This is a genomic window from Alcaligenes sp. PF14 (assembly GCF_037150615.1).
GTDB classification, from domain to species: Bacteria; Pseudomonadota; Gammaproteobacteria; order Burkholderiales; family Burkholderiaceae_B; genus Alcaligenes; species Alcaligenes phenolicus.
Genome location: NZ_JBAGRS010000001.1, coordinates 280113 through 304190 on the forward strand (window position 1 = coordinate 280113; position 24078 = coordinate 304190).

The window sequence follows — 24078 nt, forward strand, 5'->3', positions numbered from 1 at the left end:
CAGGACAACGTAATGGTAGAACTCACCATCGATGGCATTAAAGTTGACGCCCCGGAAGGCAGCATGGTCATTCAGGCTGCCCATGACGCCGGGGTCTACGTGCCGCACTTCTGTTATCACAAAAAACTGAGTATTGCCGCCAACTGCCGCATGTGTTTGGTGGACGTGGAAAAAGCGCCCAAGCCTTTGCCTGCTTGCGCCACTCCCGTCACCAACGGCATGGTTGTGCGTACTCGTTCGGAAAAAGCCATTGCCGCTCAAAAAAGCGTCATGGAATTCCTGCTGATCAACCACCCCCTGGATTGCCCCGTGTGCGACCAGGGCGGTGAGTGTCAGCTACAGGATCTGGCCGTGGGTTACGGTGGCTCCGAGTCGCGCTACAAGGAAGAAAAGCGCGTTGTGGCCGCCAAATCCATGGGCCCACTGATCTCGACCGAAGCCATGCAGCGCTGCATTCACTGCACCCGCTGTGTGCGTACTGGCGAAGAAATCGCCGGCGTTCAAGAGGTTGGTATGCTCAACCGCGGCGAGCACGCTGAAATCACCACCTTTGTGGGTCGCGCAGTCGAGTCTGAATTGTCGGGCAACATGATTGACGTTTGCCCCGTGGGTGCCTTGCTGTCCAAACCCTTCCGCTTCAATGCCCGTACCTGGGAACTGGCCCGTCGTCGCAGCGTCAGCCCGCACGACAGCGTGGGTGCCAACCTGGTGCTGCAAGCCAAGATGGACAAGGTGCTGCGTGTTGTTCCTTTCGAGAACGACGAAGTCAACGAGTGCTGGATCAGCGACCGTGACCGTTTCTCCTACGAAGGCCTGTACACCGAAGATCGTCTGACTCGCCCCATGGTGCGCGGTGATGACGGCCAGTGGCGCGAAGCCTCCTGGAACGACGCCATGCAAACCATCGTTGCCGGCATGAATGCCGTGCGCGAGAAGTTTGGTGCAGATCAACTGGGCTGTATTGGTTCGGCTACCTCCACGACTGAAGAACTGGCTTTGCTGGCTCGTCTGGGTCGTGCTCTGGGTACCGAAAACGTGGACTTCCGTCTGCGTCAGACCGATGCCCGTCTGGATGGTGCTCTGGCCGGTGTGCCTTGGTTGGGTATGCCTCTTACCGCCTTGAACGAGCTCGATCGCGTTCTGGTCGTGGGCTCCTTCCTGCGTAAAGATCACCCCTTGATGGCCCAGCGTCTGCGTCAGGCTGTCAAACGTGGCGCTCAAGTTTCCTTTATTGATTCGGCTGCCGATAATCCATTGTTCAATGCGATTGCTGGCCGCATGACGGTGGCTCCCAGCCAGTTGGCCAACTCTCTGGCTCAAGTGCTGGTTGCCGTTGCCAAAGCCAAAGACAGCGCAGTTCCTGCGGGTCTGGAAGGCGTGCAAGTTTCTGCTGAAGCTCAGCAGATTGCTGACAGCCTGGTTTCCGGCGAACGCGTCGCTATCTTGCTGGGCAATATGGCTGTCAACTCGGATCAGGCTAGCGTAATTGCTGCCAACGCCAATGCGATTGCACAGGCTAGCGGTGCCAAGCTGGGCTTCCTGACTGCCGGTGGTAACACCGTGGGTGGTTATTTGGCTAACGCCGTACCGGGCAAGGGCGGTTTGACTGCCGAGCAAATGCTGGCTCAAACCCTGCGTGCTTACCTGGTTCTGAATGTTGAGCCAGCACTGGACAGCGATCTGGGCGAACGTGCAGTAGAAACACTGAAGTCCGCCACCTTCTCGGTCGCGCTGACTTCCTATCGTTCCGCTGCCGAGCAGTGGGCCGATGTGATGCTGCCCGTGTCTCCTTTCACTGAAACCTCCGGCACCTTCGTGAACGCCGAAGGCCGTGTACAAAGCTTCAAGGGTGCTGCTGCTCCTGTGGGCGATACACGTCCGGCCTGGAAGGTTCTGCGCGTGCTGGGCAATCTGTTCCAGCTGGATGGTTTTGACGATGAAACCTCCGAATCGGTTCGTGACTCTGTCATGGCTGCCGGTGTGGAATCGCGTCTGTCCAACCAGATCAATCTGGCTGCCAGCGTTCTGCCTGCAGCAAGCGGTCTGGAGCGTGTGGCAGATGTGCCTATCTACCGTAGCGATGCGCTGGTGCGCCGTTCGGCTCCCTTGCAGGAAACACCTGCTTCGGCAGCACCTACGGCTCGCATGGCCGCTGCCACGCTGGCCCAACTGGGTCTGGCTGACGGCGATCTGGTAAAGGTTCGTTCTTCGCAAGGCGAAGTCAGCCTGCCAGCTCAGCTGGATGACACCGTGGCATTGAACTCGGTGCGTGTTGCCACCGCTTTTTCTGAAACAGCCGCTTTGGGTAGCGCATTCGGTCAATTGACAGTGGAGCGTGCATAACATGGAATTTCTCTCTGCCATCAATAGCTACGGCACGGACCTGCTGGGTCCGACCGCATGGTATGTGGTGTGGACGCTGCTGAAGGTTGTTGCCATCGCTGTGCCCGTCATTCTGTGTGTTGCCTACCTGACTTACTGGGAACGCAAGATGATCGGCTTCATGCACGTTCGTCTGGGACCAACCCGTGTTGGTTACCGTGGCTTGCTGCAGCCTTTCGCTGACGTTTTCAAACTGCTGACCAAAGAGCTGATCGTTCCAGCCAAGTCCAACAAGGTCCTGTACCTGTTGGCTCCGGTTGTGACGCTGATGCCTGCTCTGGCTGCCTGGGCTGTGATTCCTTTCAGCCCCGATGTGGTTCTGTCCGACGTTAACGCCGGTCTGCTGTACATTCTGGCGATTACCTCGCTGGGTGTGTACGGTGTGATCGTGGCCGGTTGGGCTTCCAACTCCAAGTACGCCTTGCTGGGTGGTCTGCGTGCAGCCGCTCAGGTGCTGTCCTACGAGCTGGCCATCGGTTTCGTGCTGATTACCGTGCTGCTGGTTTCCGGCACGCTGAATCTGTCGGGCATCGTGCTTGGTCAGACTCAGGGTTACTTTGCGGACAAGGGCTTGAACTTCCTGTCCTGGAACTGGCTGCCATTGCTGCCACTGTTTGTGATCTACGTGATTTCGGCCGTTGCTGAAACCAACCGTCACCCGTTTGACGTGGTGGAAGGCGAATCGGAAATTGTGGCCGGTCCCATGGTGGAGTACTCCGGTACCGGTTTCGCTCTGTTCTTCCTGGGCGAATACGCCAACATGATTTTCCTGTCGGCTCTGGCGTCCATCATGTTCTTGGGTGGCTGGACTCCCATTGTCGAGTTCGCTCCATTTACCTGGATTCCGGGGTGGCTGTGGCTGGGTCTGAAGACCTTTGTCGTGGTCTCCATGTTCATCTGGTTCCGTGCAACGTTCCCACGTTACCGCTATGACCAGATCATGCGTTTGGGCTGGAAAGTATTTATCCCGCTGACCGGTGTTTGGCTGGTTATTGTGGCGATCTGGATGCAGACGCCCTGGAACATCTGGCATTAAGGATAAGGGGCAAGATTATGGAAGCAATCAAAGATTTCTTTGGCAGCCTGATGCTGTCCGAGATGCTCAAAGGCATGCGCCTGACGGGGAAGTATTTCTTCAAGCGCAAGGTAACCCTGCGTTATCCCGTTGAAACTACGCCCGCTTCGCCACGTTTTCGCGGCCTGCACGCTTTGCGTCGCTACGAAAACGGCGAAGAGCGTTGCATCGCGTGCAAACTGTGCGAGGCCGTATGTCCCGCCATGGCCATCTCGATCGAATCGGCAGAGCGCGAGGACGGTACCCGCCGTACTACGCGTTATGACATCGATCTGGCCAAGTGTATTTTCTGTGGTTTCTGTGAAGAAAGCTGCCCGGTCGATTCGATCGTGGAAACGCACATTCACGAGTACCACGGTGAAAAACGCGGCGATTTGTACTACACCAAGGACATGCTGCTGGCTATCGGTGACCGCTACGAAGACGAGATCGCTCGTCGTCGTGCCGCAGATGCACCTTATCGCTAAGGCCGGAGCTCTACACTCATGTTATTTACTACTGTTCTGTTTTATGTGCTGGCGCTGGTGATGGTGGTGGCCGCGTATCGCGTGATCGCTGCCAAGAATCCGGTTACAGCCGTATTGCATTTGATTCTGGTGTTCTTCACGGCCGCCATGATGTGGATCACGATGGGCGCCGAGTTCCTGGGCCTCTTGCTGGTGGTGGTCTATGTGGGCGCCGTGATGGTGATGTTCCTGTTCGTCATCATGATGCTGGACGTTCGTCAGGAATCCGCTGCCAAGAAATTCAAGGCTCACGTGCCTATGGGGCTGTTGATCGGCGCCATCATGGTTCTGGAAATGGGCTTTGTGCTGACCAAGCTGTGGTTCACAACGGCACCTGCTGCCGCGGTGGCTGCGGACTACAACAACACCCGTGTTATTGGCGAGTTGATGTACTCCCAGTACGTGCTGGCGGTGTTGCTCGGTGGCATTGTGCTGCTGGTTGGCATGATCTCGGCCATTGCACTGACTCTGCGTAAACGTGAAGGTGTCAAACGCACCGTCTCCAGCGAACAAGTCAAGGTTCGTTCGCAAGACCGTCTGCGCATGGTTTCCATTCCTTCTCAAACCGAAAAGCCGTCGGCGTCCAGTTCGGCTGACGCTGTCGTGCCAGGAGACAAATGATGATGACGCTGACGCTTGCGCACTATTTGGTCCTGGGCGCTGTGCTGTTCACGATCGGCCTGTTCGGCTTTTTCCTGAACCGTCGCAACCTGATTATCTTGCTCATGTCTGTTGAGCTGATTCTTTTGTCGGCCAACATGAACTTTGTGGCCTTCTCCACCTGGATGGGCAACGAGGCAGGTCAGGTGTTTGTCTTTTTCGTCCTGACGGTCGCTGCGGCCGAGGCGGCCATTGGTCTTGCAATTCTGGTTCTGTTGTTCCGTAACCTTAATTCGATCAATGTCCAGGATCTCGACCAGCTCAAGGGTTGATGGGATAGCACACTAATGAACTCCATAAATCTTTACTTAACGATTGCGCTTGCTCCCCTGGTGGGTTCGGCGCTAGCCGGTTTGTTCGGTACCGGCTTTCTGGGTCGATTTATCGGCAAGACAGGCGCTCACCTGATTACGATCGCGGGCGTGCTGATTTCCTTTATCGGCTCGGTCATGGTCATGTTGCAGGTTCTGGAAGGCCAGACCTTTAACGGTCCGGTCTACACCTGGATCACCATTGGCAGCATTCAGTGGGATATCGGTTTCCTGATCGACAAGCTGACTGCCCTGATGATGGTGGTGGTGACGTCCGTGTCGCTGATGGTGCATATCTACACCATTGGCTACATGAAAGATGATCCGGGCTACCAGCGCTTTTTCTCCTACATCTCGCTGTTTACCTTCTCGATGCTGATGCTGGTCATGTCCAACAACATGCTGCAACTGTTCTTCGGTTGGGAAGCGGTGGGTCTGGTGTCTTACCTGCTGATCGGTTTCTGGTACGAGCGCAAGACTGCCATTTTTGCCAACATGAAGGCCTTCCTGGTCAACCGTGTGGGTGACTTCGGTTTTGCTCTGGGTATTGGCTTGCTCTACGCCTACACCGGCTCCATGAACTACAGCGACGTGTTCGCCAAGGTTCAGGAACTGAGCACCATGACATTCCCCGGTACTGACTGGCAATTGCTGACCGTTGCTGCTCTGGCCCTGTTTGTGGGTGCCATGGGTAAATCGGCTCAGGTTCCTTTGCACAGCTGGCTGCCTGACTCCATGGAAGGTCCTACTCCTATCTCGGCGCTGATTCACGCCGCGACCATGGTGACGGCCGGTATCTTCATGGTGGCTCGTTTCTCGCCTGTGTTTGAACAGTCGACAACCGCGCTGTCCTTCATCATCGTGATCGGTGCAACAGGTGCCTTGTTCCTGGGCTTGCTGGGTATTATCCAGAACGACGTCAAACGCGTTGTGGCTTACTCCACCTTGTCCCAGCTGGGTTACATGACGGTCGCTCTGGGTGCTTCGGCTTACTCGGCTGCTGTGTTCCACCTGATGACACACGCTTTCTTCAAAGCCTTGCTGTTCCTGGGCGCTGGTTCGGTGATTATCGGTATGCACCACGATCAGGACATCCGCAATATGGGTGGTCTGCGCAAGTACATGCCTATTACCTGGCTGACTTTCCTGATCGGTACGCTGGCTCTGGTGGGTACGCCGTTCTTCTCGGGTTTCTACTCGAAAGAGCACATCATCGAAGCCGCAGGCGAAGCCGGTATCTGGGGTTCGACCTACGCTTACTACGCCACACTGATCGGTGTGTTCGTCACCTCGCTGTACTCCTTCCGTCTGTACTTCCTGGTATTCCACGGCAAAGAGCGCTTCCGTGACGTCAAGCACGACGAGTCGCATGGCCACGACGACCATCACGCTCACGGTGGCGATCCTCACGAGTCGCCTTGGGTGGTTACGCTGCCTCTGGTTCTGCTGGCCATTCCGTCGATCTTCGCCGGTATCTGGTTCGTTGATCCATTGCTGTTCGGTGGCTACTTTGAAGGCATTGTGACGGTTCTGCCCGAGCATCCTGCAATGGCAACGCTGGCCGAGCACTGGACCGACTGGATGGCTTACGCCGTACATGGTTTTGGCACGCTGCCATTCTGGCTGGTTGTGGCTGGTGCTGTGGTGGCCTGGTACATGTACCTGGTTAATCCTGCTTTGCCTGCTGCTATCAAAAAGAACTGCTCTTTTATCTACCGTATCCTGGAGAACAAGTACTACGTTGACTGGTTCAACGAGCAAGTGCTGTCTCGTGGCGTTCGCTGCCTGGGTACGGGCCTCTGGAAAGGTGCTGACCGCGGTCTGATTGACGGCCTGGTGGTCAACGGTAGTGCACGCGTAGTGGGCTGGGTGGCTGCAATCAGCCGTCATCTCCAGTCCGGCTATGTCTATCACTACGCCTTTGCCATGATCCTCGGGATCCTGGCGCTCTTATCCTTTTTTGTACTGACGGTTCGGTAAATGGCTAGCGATATGGCGTCTTCTACTCTTCCTTGGTTAACGCTGGCGATTTTCGTACCTATCGTCGCTGGCCTGTTGGTGCTGGCTCTGGGGCGTGATGATCGTCCCACCTTCACCCGCTGGCTGGCTCTGCTGGGTTCGATTGCCGGTCTTGTTGTCACTATTCCTCTGTACACGGGCTTCAATCCCGGTACGGCCGACATGCAGTTTGTCGAGCTGGCCCCCTGGATTGATGCCTTCAAGGTGAATTACCACCTTGGCGTGGACGGTATTTCCATGTGGTTTGTTCTGCTGACCGCTTTCATCACGGTGATCGTGGTGCTGGCGGGCTGGCAGGTGATCAAGAACCGCGTGGCTCAATACATGGGTGCCTTCCTGATCCTGTCGGGTCTGATGGTTGGCGTGTTTGCCGCTCTGGATGGCTTGCTGTTCTACGTGTTCTTTGAAGCCACGCTGATCCCGATGTACTTGATCATCGGTATCTGGGGTGGTCCGAACCGCGTGTATGCATCGGTCAAGTTCTTCTTGTACACCTTGCTCGGCTCGCTGTTGACCCTGATCGCATTCATCTACTTGTGGAATGTGTCCGGCGGTACTTTCGATATCCTGACCTGGCATAAAGTGCCGCTGGATTACACCACTCAGGTGCTGATCTTTGCTGCTCTGTTCATGGCTTTTGCTGTGAAGGTGCCTATGTGGCCTGTCCACACCTGGTTGCCGGATGCCCACGTGGAAGCACCTACTGGTGGTTCCGTGGTGCTGGCTGCCATCATGTTGAAACTGGGTGCTTACGGTTTCCTGCGCTTTTCCCTGCCCATCGCTCCTGATGCTTCGCAAGGTCTGGCCGGAATCATCATTGCCCTGTCTCTGGTCGCGGTGATCTACATTGGTCTGGTCGCCATCGTTCAGGACGATATGAAAAAGCTGGTGGCTTACTCCTCTGTGGCTCACATGGGTTTTGTCACGCTGGGCTTTTTCGTGTTCAACACCACGGGTATGGAAGGCGCGATCATGCAAATGATCTCGCACGGTTTCGTGTCCGGTGCCATGTTCCTGTGTATCGGTGTTCTGTACGACCGTCTGCACAGCCGCCAAATCGCCGATTACGGTGGTGTGGTCAAGGTGATGCCTCGTTTCGTTACCTTCTTTGTGCTGTTCTCGATGGCCAACAGCGGTTTGCCAGGCACCAGCGGCTTTATCGGTGAGTTCACCGTCATCATGGGCGCGGTGGAGTACAACTTCTGGATCGGTCTGTTGACAGCAACAGCGCTGATTACAGGCGCGTCTTACTCGCTGTGGATGCTCAAGCGCGTGGCCTTTGGCCCCGTGGGTAACGACAATGTTGCCGGCATGAGCGACCTGAGTGGCCGTGAGTTCTTCGTTCTTGGCGTAATGGCGATTGCGGTGCTGGGCATGGGTGTGTATCCCAAGCCATTTACCGAGGTCATGCACGTTTCGGTTGAAGCGTTGCTGCAACACGTCTCCATCTCGAAACTGTAGGCCGAATCACTATGGATACTACCTTTAACTTTTCTCTGGCTTTGCCCGAGATCCTGCTCCTGGTTCTGGCTTCGTGTGTGCTGATTTTTGATGCTTTCAGCAAACACAAACAGCGCCACTCGACGTTTGTTCTGAGCCTGTTGACGCTTGCCGTGGTTGCGGCCAGCGTAGCCTGGCAGTGGTCCAAGGGTGTGAGCGGTGTCTCGTTTGGTGGCCTGTTCGTCGCAGACGAGTTGGCGCACTTCCTGAAGCTGCTTTCGTGTGCTGCGGTCGCCGCTACCCTGATCTACGGTCGTGAGTACGCTGAACAGCGCGACATGATGGAACGCGGTGGTGAACTCTACACCCTGACTCTGATGGCCCTGCTGGGCCAGATGATCATGATTTCGGCCAACAGCATGTTGACCGCTTATCTGGGTGTGGAGCTGATGTCCTTTGCGCTGTACGCACTGGTTGCGCTGCGTCGTGAACACCGTCAGTCCATTGAAGCGGCGTTGAAATACTTCGTTCTGGGTGCTTTGGCATCGGGTATCTTGCTGTACGGTATGTCCATGATTTTTGGCGCTACCGGCCATCTGGAATTCCCACGTATCGCTGAAGTCATCGCTAACGGTCAAGCCGAGCGTCTGGCTCTGGTCTTCGGTGTGGTGTTTGTTGTGGCAGGTCTGGCCTTCAAATTGACGGCTGCTCCTTTCCATATGTGGACACCGGACGTCTATCAAGGCGCTCCTACTACCGTTACCCTGATCATCGGTGCTGCTCCTAAACTGGCTGCTTTTGCCGTAACCATGCGCTTCCTGGTTGAGGCTCTGCACGGTATTGCCGTGGACTGGCAGCCCATGTTGCTGATCATGGCTGTGCTGTCGCTGGCTCTGGGTAACCTGACTGCGATCATGCAAAAGAATCTCAAGCGTATGCTTGCGTATTCGACCATCTCGCACATGGGTTTCATTTTCCTGGGCTTGCTGGCTGGCGTGTTCAATGGCGAGACTCACTCTCAAGCCTACGGTGCTTCGCTGTTCTATGTGGTGATCTACGTTCTGACCACCCTGAGCACTTTCGGTCTGATCCTGATCCTGAGCCGTCGTGGTTTTGAATGCGAAAACATCAGCGACCTGAAGGGCCTGAACCGCCGTAACCCTGGTCTGGCCTTGATCTGGCTGCTATCCATGTTCTCCCTGGCTGGTATTCCTCCGCTGTCCGGCTTTGCTGCCAAGCTGAGTGTTCTGCAAGCTGTGGTGGGTGCGGGCTATGTCTGGCTGGCCGTGTTTGCCGTCATCATGTCCTTGATCGGTGCTTTCTACTACCTGCGTGTCGTGAAGGTTGTTTACTTCGACGAACCTGAAGGTGAAGAGCATCCTGTGGCAACGGGCTTGCTGACCAAGCTGGTCATGCTGGTAAACGGCGTTCTGATTATCGGCCTGGGCGTTTTGCCTGGTGGCTTGATGGACACCTGCATCCGCGTGATTCAGTCTTCCTTGCAGTTTTAAGTAGGTAGCACTATGGACCAAAGCCTTTCCATCTGGGTCTTGATTGTTCTTTCCGTGATTACGGCTAATCTGCCGTTTCTCGTGGAAAAGCCCTTGCTGGTTTTGCCTTGGTCCATGCCGGGCGAGCGCTCAGGCCTCTCGCCCTGGCTGCAGCTGATCGTTGGCCTTGTGTACCTGGCCGTGCTGGCTGCTTTGGGTTTGGGAATCTACACGGTGATTGCCTCCAGCTCTGGCCTGAGCTCCTTGCCAGTCATGTTGGGCAAGTTGTTTTTGGGTCTGGCTTTGGTGGGAGCCATGTTTTACTTTCCGGCCTGGCGCTCCCGCCATCAGAAAGTTTCCAAAGGCTTTTTTTCTCGCCTTCTGGAAGTCTGTGCGTTTTACGGGATTATGGGTGCGTTCGGCTTTGCTTTTGAAGCCAGCATCGGTAACCCGTTCAAGCAGACTTGGGTGTTCTACACCATTACCTTTGCTTTATTCTTGGTGATGGCGTACCCCGGCTTTGTGTATCGCTATTTGATGCGTCATCCCAAGGGCAAGTTTGAATAGTGCTGACTGCATGAAAAAACCTCGCAATTTTGCGAGGTTTTTTTTGTCCTGAATGTCTGGGCCATGCCGTCAGCGGCTGGCTTTGACGCATGTGAGGGGCTGCACACCGCGTGTGCAGCCCGCAGAATCGATCAAGGTTTGTCCAGGGGAGCATGGGTAGCGCCAGCCACGCCCAGACGCTTGCAGACGCCCTGAGCCTCTTGGGCGAGAACCAGTGTCAGTTCCTCGGCAGGCAGGGCACGACCCAAGGCAGCGCTTTGTCCGCTCCAGAGGGAACTGAATTCGGTACGGCCTTGTTTTTCGGCTTCGATACGCAGCGGGCTGAGAGCCGAACCCGCATGGGGAAATACCGGAGCGCTGGCACTTAAAGGACCGATTTCATCCATCAGACGAGTGCGGATACTGCGGGCAGGGCGACCGGAGAACAGATTGGTCAAGGCTGTGCTGTCCGAGCGACTATTGGACAGTGCTTCGCGATGCAGTGGAGTGATCTTGGATTCAGGGCAGAACAGGTAGGCCGTGCCAATTTGAGCGGCGCTGGCGCCCAAGGCCAGGGCGGCAGCAATACCGCGTCCATCGGCAATACCACCGGCCGCAATTACGGGAATAGTGACGGCATCGGCAATCTGGGGAACCAAGGACATGGTGCCCACTTGGGTATGCACTTTATCGTCCAGGAATATGCCACGGTGGCCACCGGCTTCCAGACCCTGGGCGATGATGATGTCGGCGCCGTGCTCTTGCAGCCAGACTGCTTCAGCCGTCGTGGTAGCGCTGGACATGATCAGGGCACCGGCTTTTTTCACGCGCTGGACCAGCTCGGGGGAGGGCAGGCCAAAGTGGAAGCTGACGACTTCGGGTTTCAGGTCTTCGACCAATTCTGCATGCTGGCTGGAGAAGGGCGCGCGTGCCGCTTTGGGCAATTCCTGATTGGGGTCCTGGCCGTATTCCTGGTAGTAAGGCATCAGGCGCAGACGCCACTCTTGCAGAGCCTCTGGCTCCAGGCGCAGGTCTTCATGACAAAAGAAGTTCAGATTGATAGGGGCCGATACGGCTTGCCGGAACAAGCCTACTTGTTCCCGAATCTGCTCCGGGCTGAGCATGGCGCAGGCCAGAGAGCCCAGGCCGCCAGCACGAGCAACGGCAATAGCCAGTTCGCTGTCTTGGGCGCCGGCCATAGGGGCTTGAATGATGGGATGTTCGATGTGGAGCAGATCCAGCAAGGTATTGTTGGGCCAGATGTACATGGAGGGCGTCCTCGGTCATTTCGCGATAGCTTTTATCGTAGCAGGATGAGTTCAGGCTGAAAACTGACATTGCGCCTGTTGGCAGGGCCGTGCCGGGGCCGCAGCAGGCTACAATAATCGTCTTTTGGCACAGTGGCTGTGCTGTATTTTCTTGCTTTGTGGACGATCTGATGTCTCATCTCATTCTTCAAGGGCCGCGCCTGGATAGCGCCATCATCGAAAAAATTGCGGCAGTGGTGCAGGCCGATGGAGTGCAGGAGCTGGGTCCTACCGCCGTGCGCCTGCTGGGTGCAGATGCTACGCAACGCGCTGAGGTGCAGGCCCTGTGCAAGACCGGCGCGATGGATTTTGCTTTTCTGGAGCAGATTGATCGCCTGAAAGAAATGCGTGTGCTGGCAATGGACATGGATTCCACGCTGATCAATATCGAGTGTATTGACGAGATCGCCGATATGGCTGGCCGCAAGGAGCAGGTTGCCACAATTACTGAAGCGGCCATGCGCGGCGAAATCAAGGACTTCACCGAGAGTCTGAATCGTCGTGTCGCATTTCTGGAGGGTGTGCCCGTCAGCGATCTGACTCGCGTCTATGAAGAGCGCTTGCAGCCTAACCTGGGTGCAGACCGCTTGATTGCGACGGCCCATGCCCACGGGGTGAAAACTTTGCTGGTGTCGGGGGGCTTCACCTTCTTCACCGAGCGCATGAAAGACCGTTTCAGTCTGAGCTACGCCCACTCCAATACCTTGGAAGTGGTGGACGGCAAACTGACCGGTAAAGTGTTGGGCGCAATTGTAGATGGTCAGGCTAAAGCCCGTTTCCTGCAGGAACTGGCGGCTGAGCTGGGTGCTGGTCCAGAGCAGTGCATTGCGATTGGAGATGGGGCCAATGACTTGCCCATGATGTCCAAGGCCAAGTACTCGGTGGCTTATCGTGCCAAGCCGGTGGTGCAGGAGCAAGCCAGCTTTGCCTTGAATCACTCTCCGTTGGATGCCGTGTTGAACTGGTTCCGCCTGGACGTTTGATGTCGGCGGATCGTCAGCGTAGTCTGGCGAAAGAATGAAGGTGGGCGCCCCAAACTCAAGGCTTACCAAGAGTTGGTCTGTATATAGGCCTTCAAGCTCACCAGCGTAAACGCACAAGGCAGGAGTTTGGCTGTCAAAAATAAAAGAGCGCTGTCCTTGGGCAGCGCTCTTTTTTATATCCTAGCCTTGTTGTTAAGGCTTACTTCTCTTTGCGCAAGCTGTTCAAGACATTACGCACGGCTTGAATACGGTTCTTGATTTCCTCGCCTTTGGTAATTTCAACCTTGAGCTTGTCGGGCCCAGCCAGGCGTACCTGCTTGTTCTTTTGCACCAGCTCAATAATGCTGACCGCGTCCACATTGGGCTTGGAGGAAAACTGAATCGTCGCTTGAGCTTCGCTGGCATCGATTTTCACAATGCCCAGCGGTTCGGCCTTGATGCGCAAGCGATGCACGGCCAGCAGGTTTTCGCCCGCTTCTGGTAGCAGGCCGTAGCGGTCGATCAGCTCCTCATGGATATGGATCAGGTCGTCTTCGGTATGGGCGTGTGACAGGGCTTTGTAGTGTCCCAGACGGGCATTCACGTCCGGACAATAGTTGGCCGGCAGCAGCGCAGAAGTATGCAGATTCACTTCGCACTGCAAGGCAAAGGGCGAGTCCAGGTCAGGCTCTTCACCCGCTTTCAGGGCTTTGACGGCGGTGTTGAGCATATCCGCATACATGGAATAGCCCACTTCCTGAATGTCGCCGGATTGGGATTCGCCCAGCACTTCACCGGCACCCCGGATTTCCAGATCGTGCATGGCCAGGAAAAAGCCTGCACCCAGTTCTTCCATGGCTTGAATGGCTTCCAGCCGCTTTTTCGCATTGCTGGTGATGGCATCCTCGCCGGGGGTCAGCAGATAGGCATAAGCCTGGTGGTGGGATCGACCCACTCGTCCGCGCAGCTGGTGCAGTTGAGCCAGACCCAGGCGATCCGCACGGTGGATGACGATGGTATTGGCCGTGGGTACATCAATGCCGGTTTCAATAATCGTGGTGCACAGCAGCACGTTGTAGCGTTTCTGGTAGAAGCCCTTCATGACGGCTTCCAGTTCGCGTTCCGGCATTTGGCCGTGGGCCACTGCAATACTGGCTTCCGGCACCAGTTCTTCCAGACGGGCACGGCGGTTGTGAATGGTTTCGACTTCGTTATGCAGGAAGTAGACCTGACCGCCGCGTTTCAATTCGCGCAGCAGCGCTTCGCGTATGGTGCTGCCATCTTCACGACGCACGAAGGTCTTGATCGCCAGACGTTTTTGCGGTGCCGTGGCAATGACGGAAAAGTCCCGTATGCCTTCCAGGGACATGCCCAAGGTGCGTGGAATAGGTGTAGCGGTCAGGGTCAGGATATCGACTTCGGCACGCAGCTGTTTCAAGGCCTCTTTCTGGCGCACACCAAAGCGATGTTCCTCGTCGATGATGACTAGGCCCAGTTGTTTGAAACGCACATCCGAGGACAGGATTTTGTGCGTACCAATCACAATATCGACGCTGCCGTCGCGCAGGCCCGCAATCGCGGCCTGCGTTTCCTTGGTCGAGCGGAAGCGGGACAGTTCGGCAACACGGATGGGCCAATCGGCAAAACGGTCCGAGAAGGTCTGCGCATGTTGCTCGGCCAGCAGGGTGGTTGGGCACAACAGGGCAACTTGTTTGCCATTGGCCACGGCCAGAAAGGCGGCACGCAGGGCGACTTCGGTTTTACCAAAGCCCACATCCCCGCAGACCAGACGGTCCATAGGCTGGCCGGACGTCATGTCGTTCACGACGGCTTCAATGGCAGCAGCCTGGTCCGGTGTTTCCTCAAAGCCAAACCCTTCGGAGAAGGCTTGATAGTCATTGAGCGGCAGCTTGAACTTGAAGCCTTCACGAGCGGCGCGCTGAGCGTACAGGGCCAGCAATTCCGCAGCGCTGTCACGTGCTTGTTTCGCTGCGCGGCGGCGGGCCTTATCCCATTGGCCGGAGCCGAGCTGGTGTAAAGGTGCATGCTCGGGATCAGCACCGCTGTAACGGGCAATCACGTGCAACTGGGCTACGGGCACATACAAAGTGCTGCCTTTGGCGTATTCCAGGTGCAGGAACTCGACCGGGCCTTCGCCCAGGTCCATTTCTTTCAGGCCGCAGTAGCGACCAATCCCGTGCTCGGCGTGAACCACGGGGTCGCCTTCACGTAGCTCGGACAGATCCCGCACCATGGCTTCCACATCGCTGCTGCGCTCGTTGCGGCGACGGCTGCTTTGGGTGCGAGTCTGGGTGGGGTAAAGGTCGTTTTCAGTCAGCAGGCTCAGGCTGTCATGCACCAAGGCGAAGCCACGCGACAAAGGCGCGACGACCAGGGCAAAAGCCGCGTCTGACTCCAGGAAATCGGCCAGACTCTGGCAGTCTGTTGCGGGTGACAGATCATGTTCACGCAGCATCTGCAGCAGCGTTTCCCGACGACCTGCCGAATCCGCACACAGCACGGTCCGGTTTTTCGGGTCCAGCACTTCTTGCCGCAGTTGAGCCAATGGATCCTTGTCGCGTCGGTTTACAGCAACCACAGGCAAAGGCTCGAAATCGGGATGAGCTATAGGCTGGGTGTCAGCCTGGGCGCTCAGGCTCAGGCGGCTGAAAGGCTTGATGCCATTGAAAAACTGCTCGTCTGACAAAAACAGGCTTTCTGGCGGCAGAATCGGGCGTTCACGGTCGTTCTTCAGGAAGGAAAAACGGCTATGAGTATCGCTCTGGAAGCGGCCAATCGCGTTTTGTGCATCCCCGTGAGTAATGACCAGGCTACCTTGGGGCACATAGTCCATCAAGGTGGCCGTTTCTTCAAAGAACAGCGGCAGATAGTATTCAATACCGGCAAAGGCAATACCGTTGCCTACATCTTTATAGGGCAGGGCACGTGAAGGATCGCCTTCAAAGAACTCGCGGAAACGAGCCCGGAATTGCGTGCGCGCCTCTTCGTCCATGGGGAATTCACGGCCGGGTAGCAGCTGGATTTCCTTGACCGGATACAGGCTGCGCTGGGTGTCGATATCAAAGCTGCGTATGCTTTCAATTTCGTTGTCGAACAGGTCCAGACGGTAAGGCAGCACTGAACCCATAGGGAACAGGTCAATCAGGCCACCGCGAATGCTGAATTCGCCTGGAGCGCTGACCTGTGTCATATGGGTGTAGTTGGCCAACATCAACTGGGCGCGCAGTTGCGCCTCATCCAGCTCGTCGCCCTGGCGGAATGAGAAGGTGTAGGCGGCCAGAAAGGAGGGCGGTGCCAGACGATACAAGGCGGTGGTGACGGGGACCGTCAGTACATCGACCTCGTGCATGGTCAGGGCATGCAAGGTGCGCAAACGCTCGGAGATCAGATCCTGGTGCGGAGAGAAGCTGTCGTACGGCAGTGTTTCCCAGTCCGGCAGTTGGCGAACGCGCAGGGCGGGGCCAAACAACAGGATCTCCTCGGCCAGCCTTTGGGCCGTCAAGGGATCGGCGCAGAGCACCAGAATAGGCGCTTTATGTTGGCGGGCCAGGTCGGCAATCAGGCAGGCATCACCCGAGCCGGGGGGCATGGGCTGCGAGTAGCGTTGACCGGGGCGTAAGGCAGCCAGCACATCTTGGGTGCTGGGCAGGGACAGGGAGTGCTGTTTTTCGGTTTCCATCAGGATTGTCATTATAAAATCACCCACCTATGAAGACTACCTTGATTGCAATTGTTCCAGCCGCCGGTATTGGCTCGCGCGCCCTGGATTCTGCCACGAAGGCGCAAGGCTTGCCCAAGCAATACCGTTTGCTGGGTGGGCAGCCCATGTTGCGCCGCTCGGTACAGGCTTTGCTGGCTGATGAGCGCATCAGCCAGGTGCGGGTGGCCGTGGCCCCCGGTGATACCTGGGCCGCCGCCGCCCTGGAAGGCTTGCCGCGCACGATTTGTCTGCCTTGTGGTGGAGAAACGCGAGCAGAAACGGTGCTCAATACCTTGCAGAGCCTGGATAAGGACGAACAAGCCTGGGCTCTGGTTCACGACGCTGCTCGTCCCGGTTTGCCCAGGAAGGCTTTGGCGCGCCTGATTGATGCCTGCTTGCAGGCGCAACGCGGTGGCTTGCTGGCTTTACCCGTGCCTGATACCGTCAAGCGCGCAACGCCCGCCGAGCCGGTCGCGGTGCAGGGAACAGTGGACAGAGATGGACTGTGGTTAGCGCAGACTCCCCAGCTGTTTCCTGCCCATACTTTGCGTGAGGCTCTGCTAGCGGCTAAAGAACAGGGTTTTGCGGTGACGGATGAGGCCAGCGCCATGGAGTTGACGGGCAGCCAACCCTTATTGATATTGGGTTCGGCGCGGAATTTTAAAGTCACCTGGCCTGAAGATTTTGAATTGATGGAGAAATGGTTATGAGCATGCCGATTCGCGTAGGACAAGGTTTTGATGTGCATGTGCTGTGCGAAGGCCGGCCTTTGATTCTGGGCGGCGTCACCATTCCGCATACGCATGGCCTGATGGGGCATTCGGATGCCGATGCCTTGCTGCACGCCATTACCGATGCGATTTTGGGGGCGGCGGGTCTGGGAGATATTGGGCGTCACTTTCCGGACACGGACCCAAAATACAAGGGTGCCGATAGTCGAGTGCTGCTGCGTCATGCTTATGAGCAGGTACGCGCGGCGGGCTGGTTGGTAGGCAATGTGGATGCCACGATTCATGCGCAAAAACCCAAGATCGCACCACATGCTCCGGCGATGGTGGCCAATATCGAGGCCGATCTGCAATTGGAACCCGGCAGTGTGAACATCAAGGGTAAAACAAACGAGGCGATCGGTTTTGTGGGACGCCAGGAAGGGATTGCGGTGACCTCAGTCGCCCTGTTGTACCGTGCTTGATCGGCTTGGGACTGAACCCGGCCTTGGGCAAGGGGGGCTATCCCCTGCCTAAGGCTCAAGGTACTCAGATGGCTTTGGTGTCTTTATCGCCTTGCGTTCCAGGTGCATTACGACTGGCACGGATGCGGGGCAATTGAATGCGCGCGGTCAAGCCCTCGGACGGCGCACTGACCAGCTCGAAGTGACCTCCGACTTGTCCCAGCAAACGCTCCACAATAGCTAGTCCCAAGCCTGCGCCACTGACGCCTGTGCGTGCAGAGACGCCGCGCGAGAAGGGGCGCAGCAGGCGCTGGATATCGCCCTTTTCAATACCGGCTCCCTGATCCTTGACGGCAATCACCAGAATATTGCCATGCTGATGCGCCGACAGCTCAATGCGTGCCCGATCATCCTCAGGACTGCGTCCATAGCGACGGGCATTTTCGATCAGGTTGGAGACGATACGCTTCAAGTCGTGAGCGCTGATGCGAGCATACAGATTGGGTTCGACGGAGGCCGTCAAAATTCCACCCAGCGATTCTGTATGCGTGCGTTCGCGTTCGTAGACGTCATTGAGCACGGCGGAAACATCAATGCCATGTTCAGGGACTGCCGTAGCGGGACGGGCGTACTCCATCAACTGACCAATACTGTGGTCAATCTGGGCCAGGTCCTCGTCAATGGCGGCGCGGGTTTCGTCCGAGACCTGGCTTAATTCAATTTCCAGACGCATGCGCGCCAGCGGTGTGCGCAAGTCGTGCGAAATACCGGCCAGCATGATTTCTCTATCGGCCTCCGTCTGGCGAATGTCGCGCGCCATACGGTTAAAGGCGATATTCATGTCGCGGATTTCAACCGGACCTTTTTCAGGCAGGGTACTTGGGGTCTCGCCACGGGCCAGTTGCTGAGCCACTTTGGCCAACTGAGCTAAAGGCCGGTTCACAAAACGCACACTGACAGCGGCACCAATCAAGGCCAGCAGCAAGGCGGTAGCGCCCCAGCCAAGCCATTCCACGCCGGCAGTCAGACTTAATTGTTCGCGATCAAAGACCAGCCAATACTGATCTTCATTGATATCAAAGGAAACCCAGATGCCCGGCACGCTGTTGACCGACCACATGATCAAAGTCTGGCTGCCCAGTGCGCCACGCACTTCGGTAGAGACGTGCTGCCAGTAGTTGGAGCGCGGCAGGGGTTCCAGTTCGTCCGTGTTCTCGCGTGGTTGTACGCGCAGACTTTCCTTGGTGGCCAGATCCAGCAACAGGGCAGGGCGTACCGCCGGGGGCGCGTACACCAGGGCCGAGCGGGTGATGCTGACAATGGACGCCACGCGCTGCGCCATTTGGGCTGCGCGTGGGCCTTCTTCCATACTGAAGAATACTTGCAGCCAGGCACCCAGGCTGACGAGCATCAACGCTGCGAGCAATAAAAAAGACCGGCTGAATAAACCCAGCCGGATACTTGAGTTTTTTGTTGCTCGGCGTTGGGCGGCCACGGCGGGCCGCCCTTCTTGCTGAACGGAAGACAAGGTCAGTTACCGCCGTCTGGAACAAAAACGTAGCCCAGACCCCAGACCGTTTGAATGAACACGGGCTTGGAGGCATTGGGTTCGATCAGCTTGCGCAGACGCGAAATCTGCACGTCCAGGCTGCGGTCAAAAGCTTCGTATTCGCGGCCACGCGCCAGTTCCATCAGTTTGTCGCGCGACAAGGGGATCTTGGGATGACGGGCAAACACCTTCAGCACGGAGAACTCGCCCGTTGTGATGGGGACGACTTCGTTGTTGCGTGTCAGTGTTCGTGTGGACAGGTTCAGCACATAGGGGCCGAACTCGATCGATTCATTTTCCTGACTAGGTGCGCCGGGGTGTTCCTCGGTACCACGGCGTCGCAAGATAGCGTTGACACGGGCTAGCAGTTCGCGGGGGTTGAAAGGTTTGATGAGGTAGTCATCGGCGCCCATCTCCAGGCCCACGATACGGTCGATTTCTTCGGCCTTGGCTGTGAGCATGATGATGGGAGTGTTGTCGTGTCCGCCGCGCAGCCGACGACAGATGGACAGGCCATCCTCGCCTGGCAGCATCAGATCCAGTACCAGCAGATCGAAATGCTCGCGTTGCCAGAGTTTGGCCATTTCTTTACCGTCTTCGGCGACGAAAACGTTGAACCCTTGTTCAGACAAGTAGCGGCGCAATAAATCGCGCAGCCGGGGATCGTCGTCAACGACAAGGATTTTGCGGGTGAGGGGGGGGGTCGGCGTATTCATAGCGAAAATGTAACAGGCATCAGAAACCGCGTATAGGGGGGTGTAGAAAAATATTACACATTAAGCGTTTTGTACTATTTATGCGCCTTGCAGCGGATTTGGACTGGCTTCACAGAAGATTATATGGTGGCAAATAGTTTGACAGCCCGGCTTGAGTCAGGTCAAAAAAAAAGCGGCCAGAGGGCAAATACACCCGAAATTCCATGGTGGACTGCTTTGTCCTTGTCCGATCCCAGGGAGCTGCCTATTTTGAGTCTGCTTAAACTAAAATAGCGCGATGGATGCACATATTCTTGCCCTGGAGACTTCCTCCAATCTCTGTGAACTGACCTTGTTGTCTCGCACCCAAGCGGGTATTTCGCTGGTGGAGCTGAGCCACGAGGGGACTGGCGATCATGCCGAACGCCTTTTGCCCATGGCCGAGCAACTGCTGGAGCAGGCCGGTCTGGATAGGCACGCCCTGACGGCGATTGCTTTCGGCCAAGGCCCTGGTGGTTTTACCGGCCTGCGCGTGGCCTGTGGTGTAGCTCAAGGTATGGCTTTTGCTCTGGACCTGCCGGTGCTGCCCGTTTCCTCCTTACTGGCGGCTGCTGCTTGCGGTACGCCTGTAGAAGGCACAGCCTATGTGGTGGCACAGGATGCGCGCATGCAAGAGGTCTACGCGGCTGTCTACTGCTGGGCAGCTGAGAAGTCCTGGTCTGTGCTGCAAAGCCCGGTCTTGCTGGATGCCGCGCAGGTCACTACCTGGATCGCCCGTTTGCAGGCTGAAGGTTTGATCGCAGAGCAGCAGCCTATTCAAGTCGTCGGTGACGCATTGGAGCAGTTTCCTGATCTGGCCCCAGCTGTTCTAGCACAGGGCTGGGAGGTGGGTCAGGCATGGCGTGCAACAGGTGCCAGCGTGGCGCATTTGGCTTTGCATGATCTGGACGAAGGGCGGGGTATCTCCCCGGATCTGGCCATGCCGCTGTATGTGCGCGAGAAAGTCGCTTACACCATTCAGGAGCGTGAGCAGGGCTTGGGTGGAAACCCTGCGGCTCTGGATCAACCTCTACAAATTGAAGCCATGCAGGCCGGGCATGTGTCCGCCGTGCTGGATATTGAGCGTCGTGTGGAAAGCCATCCCTGGACGGCAGGCAACTTCACGGATGCCCTGGGCAATAGCGCGTACTGCTCCCGGATCATTCACAAACAAGGCCAGGTGCAAGGCTATGCCGTTTGGCTGCAAGCTCCCGATATGATTGAGCTTTTGCTGATTGGGGTGGCCCCTGAACAGCAGCGGCGCGGTCTGGCTTGGCAATTGCTGGACGACGGCCTGCAGTGGGCTCGTCAGCATCAACTGGAGCGCGTGGTTCTGGAAGTGCGAGCTTCGAATGCTCCGGCTATCGGCCTGTATCAGAAGTACGGTTTCAAGGCGGATGGCCTGCGTAAAAACTACTATCCGCTAGGCGATGGACTGCGTGAAGACGCGGTCTTGATGAGTCTGAACCTGGCCAGCAGGGCTGGGGCATGATCGATTTTCAGCCTATCTCCCCTCTGCAACGCACCTGGCTTTTGGAGTTGGGGCTGGAGCGTGCTTTTCTGGCGCGTCTGCCGCAGGCACAGCCGCTTGGGCAATCCGCAGCCATAGCAGCAGCCCCTGCGCAAGAGGCTGCAGCGGCCCCGCAGACGGCTCAGTTTGCAGGCCGAAATCTGGATGATGCAGGCAGCCCTGCGCCTGTTTCAGCTCCCGCAGCGGCTACTGATGCCATGTCGGCGCGTGATCAGGCGCTGGCGGTTTTGCGTAAATCCGGCGCTCGACCTGTTGCAGCGGCTCCTGTGGAGGAAGTGGTTCAGCGGCCTGCTGTACTGATTCAGCCCGAAAAAGCCCAGGATATGGCCAGCTTGCTGGAGCAGGTACAGGCTTGTCAGGAATGCGGTTTGCATACGGGCCGCGCTCAAGTGGTATTTGGTTCAGAGCTCTTGTCCGAGCCGGACTGGATGATTATTGGTGAAGCGCCGGGCACCAGCGATGATCGCAGCGCCCAGCCTTTTGATGGCAAAGCCGGTCTGCTTTTGCAAGCCATGCTTAACAGCGCGATTCCTGATGCTTCGGTCTATAAAACGCATCTGGTGAAGTGCCGCCCCTTGGGCAACCGTCCACCCACCCAAGAAGAGCTGGCCGCGTGTCGTGCCTTTCTGGATGCACAAATTCGCTTGGTACAGCCCCGTCGCTTGCTGGCCGTTGGCCATTTGGCGGCGGTGGCACTAAGTGGTCGTGAGGAGGATCTGGAGGCTTTGCGGGGCCAGGCCCTGACGTATACCGATGCCCAGGGTCGTAGCCTGCCTTTGGTGGTGACTTACCATCCTGCCTCGCTGTTGCTGCGCCCGCAGCACAAAGCCAATGCCTGGCGGGATTTGTCCTTGCTGCGCAAGTTGCAGGGCCAGTCCTGATCTCAGTTCTTGCAGGCGGCTTTTAGCGCTGGGTTGCCTCTCGTCAGACGTCATCATGGAAAAACACCCCAAAGATTGGATTCAAGTCCAACTTTTGGGGTGTAGTGCCTTTTTGGGGCTGTCCCTTACTTGGCCGTCAAGGCCTGCCCATGACCTTCCTGGCCTATGCAGGCCTCCAGCTCGGGATGCGCGCGTAGATTGGCGTTTTTCCAGATGATGAATACCGTCATCAAGGACGCTACCATCAGGCCAAAGAACACAATGATGTAGTTGATGGGCAAACGCAGCCATAACAGCAGGCTGTACAGCGCCAGCATGAACAGAATGTTCAGCTGTTCATTGAAGTTCTGCACGGCAATGGAATGACCGGCCGACAACATGACGTGCCCGCGATGTTGGAGCAGGGCGTTCATGGGAACGACGAAAAAGCCGGACAAGCCGCCAATGCCCATCAGCAGGGTGTAGACCGCCCATTTCTCGTGTACCAAGGGCATGAGCAGAACCACAAAGCCCATTGCCACTCCCACTGGCAGAACGGCCAGTGATTTCTTCAGGGGAACGCGGGCTGCAAAAACGGCGCCAAAGACCGTACCCAATGCGGCTACGCCCATCAGCACCGAGGCCTGGTCCAGACGGTAGCCCAGATGTTGAGCGCCCCATTCGATCACAATGAATTGCAGTGTGGCACCGGCCCCCCAGAATAAAGTGGTTACCGCCAGCGAGATCTGGCCCAGCTTGTCACGCCACAGAATATGTACGTAGGTACGGAATTCCTTGAGCAGCAGAATGGGGTTCTTTTGTTGGGGCGGGTAGTCGATATTGGTGCGGGGAATCAGCAGGTTGCACAGCGCTGCCGACAGGTAGATAAAGGAAATCAGCAAGATAGCGACTTCGGCACGCGTCTGGGCCAAAGGTGCAATCAGGGGGTGTTCGGCCAGCGAACTGGCGATCGACGGGTTGATCAGAATGCCGCCCAGCACGGTGCCGCCGATGATGGACAGAACGGTCAGCCCTTCAATCCAGCTATTGCCCTTGACCAACTGTTCGGGCTTGAGCATTTCGGTGACGATGCCGTATTTGGCGGGAGAGTAGGCAGCAGCACCGATACCTACCAGGGTGTAGGAGACAAAGACCAGAACCAGCTGCTGGGAGTCGTTCATGCCAAAGTACTGGTGGCAGAACATCAACATACAGCCTATCAGCTTGATGGCATTGGTGGCGAACATCACCCGGCCCTTGGGATACGAGTCGGCAAAGGCCCCTACAAAAGCGGCCAATAGCACGTAGGACAGCGCAAACCACCATTTCATCATGGGGACCATCCAGATAGGTCCGTGCAGGTCAGCGATCAGGGCGATGGCGGCAATCAGCAAGGCATTGTCGGCAACTGACGACAATGCCTGCGCGGCCATGACCAGATAAAATCCTTTATTCAAAATACATCCCGAATACGTGTGCCCACAGGTGCAGTCTCGGGACTGCAGAGCACGAATCAAAGCCAGGTGTCAGGCCTGGGGAGCTTTTTCAAGGCGGCTCCTCATGGTTTTTCTGACCAAGCCTGAGCCGGTGTGAAATTTACGAAGAGAGATGGGGAGCAAGAATAACAGGGACTGCGGGGGCAGTGGTATCAGAAATTCATTGCGGCTATCTGTCTGCGCGGATTTTCTGGCCGGGCGGGCGCTGGCAAAGCGCTATTGTAAATGCCCTGTCTGACGCTCTTGTCCTGCTTGCCAAGCAGGGTAAACAGGACTTGACGGCAAGGGGGAGTTTACTGCCTTATCATCCCAGCAGCC

At 56.8% G+C, this 24078-nt stretch carries 19 protein-coding genes; 14 read left to right on the plus strand and 5 right to left on the minus strand.

What is annotated here, in order from left to right:
- The first annotated feature begins 12 nt into the window (after nt 1-12).
- Genes nuoG through WFM49_RS01315 form a run of 9 tightly spaced genes read left to right on the plus strand, consistent with a single transcriptional unit; the run spans nt 13 to nt 10450 of the window.
- The gene (gene nuoG / locus WFM49_RS01275; RefSeq protein WP_035272463.1) at nt 13-2343 is read left to right on the plus strand and encodes an NADH-quinone oxidoreductase subunit NuoG; all 2331 of its coding nucleotides are present in this window, start codon (nt 13-15) and stop codon (nt 2341-2343) included.
- A gap of 1 nt (nt 2344) precedes the next feature.
- A complete protein-coding gene (gene nuoH, locus WFM49_RS01280) occupies nt 2345-3418 on the plus strand; it encodes an NADH-quinone oxidoreductase subunit NuoH (protein WP_060186470.1) in 1074 nt (357 codons plus the stop codon).
- Nucleotides 3419-3435: 17 nt separating this feature from the next.
- Entirely contained in the window at nt 3436-3924 is a 489-nt protein-coding gene (gene nuoI / locus WFM49_RS01285) for an NADH-quinone oxidoreductase subunit NuoI (RefSeq protein ID WP_003801051.1), read from the plus strand.
- Nucleotides 3925-3942: 18 nt separating this feature from the next.
- Entirely contained in the window at nt 3943-4584 is a 642-nt protein-coding gene (locus WFM49_RS01290) for an NADH-quinone oxidoreductase subunit J (RefSeq protein WP_009456678.1), read from the plus strand.
- Nucleotides 4585-4586: 2 nt separating this feature from the next.
- Nucleotides 4587-4895 (plus strand): NADH-quinone oxidoreductase subunit NuoK, encoded by a 309-nt coding sequence (gene nuoK, locus WFM49_RS01295; protein WP_026483136.1) that lies wholly within the window; start codon nt 4587-4589, stop codon nt 4893-4895.
- A 15-nt stretch (nt 4896-4910) separates the two neighbouring features.
- On the plus strand, nt 4911-6914 hold the full coding sequence (gene nuoL, locus WFM49_RS01300; RefSeq protein ID WP_336971292.1) for an NADH-quinone oxidoreductase subunit L: 2004 nt from the start codon (nt 4911-4913) through the stop codon (nt 6912-6914).
- Nucleotides 6915-6926: 12 nt separating this feature from the next.
- Nucleotides 6927-8414 (plus strand): NADH-quinone oxidoreductase subunit M, encoded by a 1488-nt coding sequence (locus WFM49_RS01305; protein WP_026483134.1) that lies wholly within the window; start codon nt 6927-6929, stop codon nt 8412-8414.
- An 11-nt stretch (nt 8415-8425) separates the two neighbouring features.
- Nucleotides 8426-9904 carry an NADH-quinone oxidoreductase subunit NuoN gene (gene nuoN, locus WFM49_RS01310; RefSeq protein ID WP_009456673.1) on the plus strand — a complete coding sequence of 493 codons (1479 nt, stop codon included), beginning with the start codon at nt 8426-8428 and terminating at the stop codon, nt 9902-9904.
- A 12-nt stretch (nt 9905-9916) separates the two neighbouring features.
- Complete coding sequence (locus WFM49_RS01315) at nt 9917-10450, plus strand: DUF2818 family protein (protein WP_009456672.1); 534 nt, start codon at nt 9917-9919, stop codon at nt 10448-10450.
- A 131-nt stretch (nt 10451-10581) separates the two neighbouring features.
- Here WFM49_RS01315 and WFM49_RS01320 read toward each other — a convergent pair whose 3' ends face one another.
- A complete protein-coding gene (locus WFM49_RS01320; RefSeq protein WP_009456671.1) occupies nt 10582-11697 on the minus strand; it encodes an NAD(P)H-dependent flavin oxidoreductase in 1116 nt (371 codons plus the stop codon).
- A 170-nt stretch (nt 11698-11867) separates the two neighbouring features.
- Here WFM49_RS01320 and serB point away from each other — a divergent pair, with 170 nt between their 5' ends.
- Nucleotides 11868-12719 (plus strand): phosphoserine phosphatase SerB, encoded by an 852-nt coding sequence (gene serB / locus WFM49_RS01325; protein ID WP_009456669.1) that lies wholly within the window; start codon nt 11868-11870, stop codon nt 12717-12719.
- Nucleotides 12720-12918: 199 nt separating this feature from the next.
- On the opposite strand, the gene mfd is transcribed toward serB, so the two are convergent.
- On the minus strand, nt 12919-16398 hold the full coding sequence (gene mfd / locus WFM49_RS01330) for a transcription-repair coupling factor (RefSeq protein WP_442893023.1): 3480 nt from the start codon (nt 16396-16398) through the stop codon (nt 12919-12921).
- Nucleotides 16399-16427: 29 nt separating this feature from the next.
- On the opposite strand from mfd, the gene ispD reads away from it, so the two are divergent.
- Nucleotides 16428-17129, plus strand: coding sequence for a 2-C-methyl-D-erythritol 4-phosphate cytidylyltransferase (gene ispD, locus WFM49_RS01335; RefSeq protein WP_009456665.1), 702 nt, complete (start codon nt 16428-16430; stop codon nt 17127-17129).
- Entirely contained in the window at nt 17126-17611 is a 486-nt protein-coding gene (ispF, locus tag WFM49_RS01340) for a 2-C-methyl-D-erythritol 2,4-cyclodiphosphate synthase (RefSeq protein ID WP_021446886.1), read from the plus strand. The genes ispD and ispF overlap by 4 nt, the downstream gene beginning before the upstream one ends.
- A gap of 64 nt (nt 17612-17675) precedes the next feature.
- On the opposite strand, the gene WFM49_RS01345 is transcribed toward ispF, so the two are convergent.
- Together WFM49_RS01345 and ompR are read right to left on the minus strand one after the other, a co-directional pair.
- Nucleotides 17676-19001, minus strand: a complete 1326-nt coding sequence (locus WFM49_RS01345) for a sensor histidine kinase (protein WP_009456663.1) — start codon at nt 18999-19001, stop codon at nt 17676-17678.
- A 119-nt stretch (nt 19002-19120) separates the two neighbouring features.
- Nucleotides 19121-19855 (minus strand): osmolarity response regulator transcription factor OmpR, encoded by a 735-nt coding sequence (gene ompR, locus WFM49_RS01350; protein ID WP_003801024.1) that lies wholly within the window; start codon nt 19853-19855, stop codon nt 19121-19123.
- A gap of 277 nt (nt 19856-20132) precedes the next feature.
- Between ompR and WFM49_RS01355 the strand changes: the two genes are divergently transcribed.
- Both WFM49_RS01355 and WFM49_RS01360 read left to right on the plus strand, forming a co-directional pair.
- Complete coding sequence (locus tag WFM49_RS01355; RefSeq protein ID WP_009456661.1) at nt 20133-21365, plus strand: bifunctional tRNA (adenosine(37)-N6)-threonylcarbamoyltransferase complex dimerization subunit type 1 TsaB/ribosomal protein alanine acetyltransferase RimI; 1233 nt, start codon at nt 20133-20135, stop codon at nt 21363-21365.
- Entirely contained in the window at nt 21362-22285 is a 924-nt protein-coding gene (locus WFM49_RS01360; protein WP_021446885.1) for a uracil-DNA glycosylase, read from the plus strand. The genes WFM49_RS01355 and WFM49_RS01360 overlap by 4 nt, the downstream gene beginning before the upstream one ends.
- Nucleotides 22286-22410: 125 nt before the next feature.
- Here the strand turns inward: WFM49_RS01360 and lplT are convergent, their stop codons facing one another.
- Complete coding sequence (gene lplT / locus WFM49_RS01365) at nt 22411-23721, minus strand: lysophospholipid transporter LplT (RefSeq protein WP_060186478.1); 1311 nt, start codon at nt 23719-23721, stop codon at nt 22411-22413.
- Between the last annotated feature and the right edge of the window lie 357 nt (nt 23722-24078).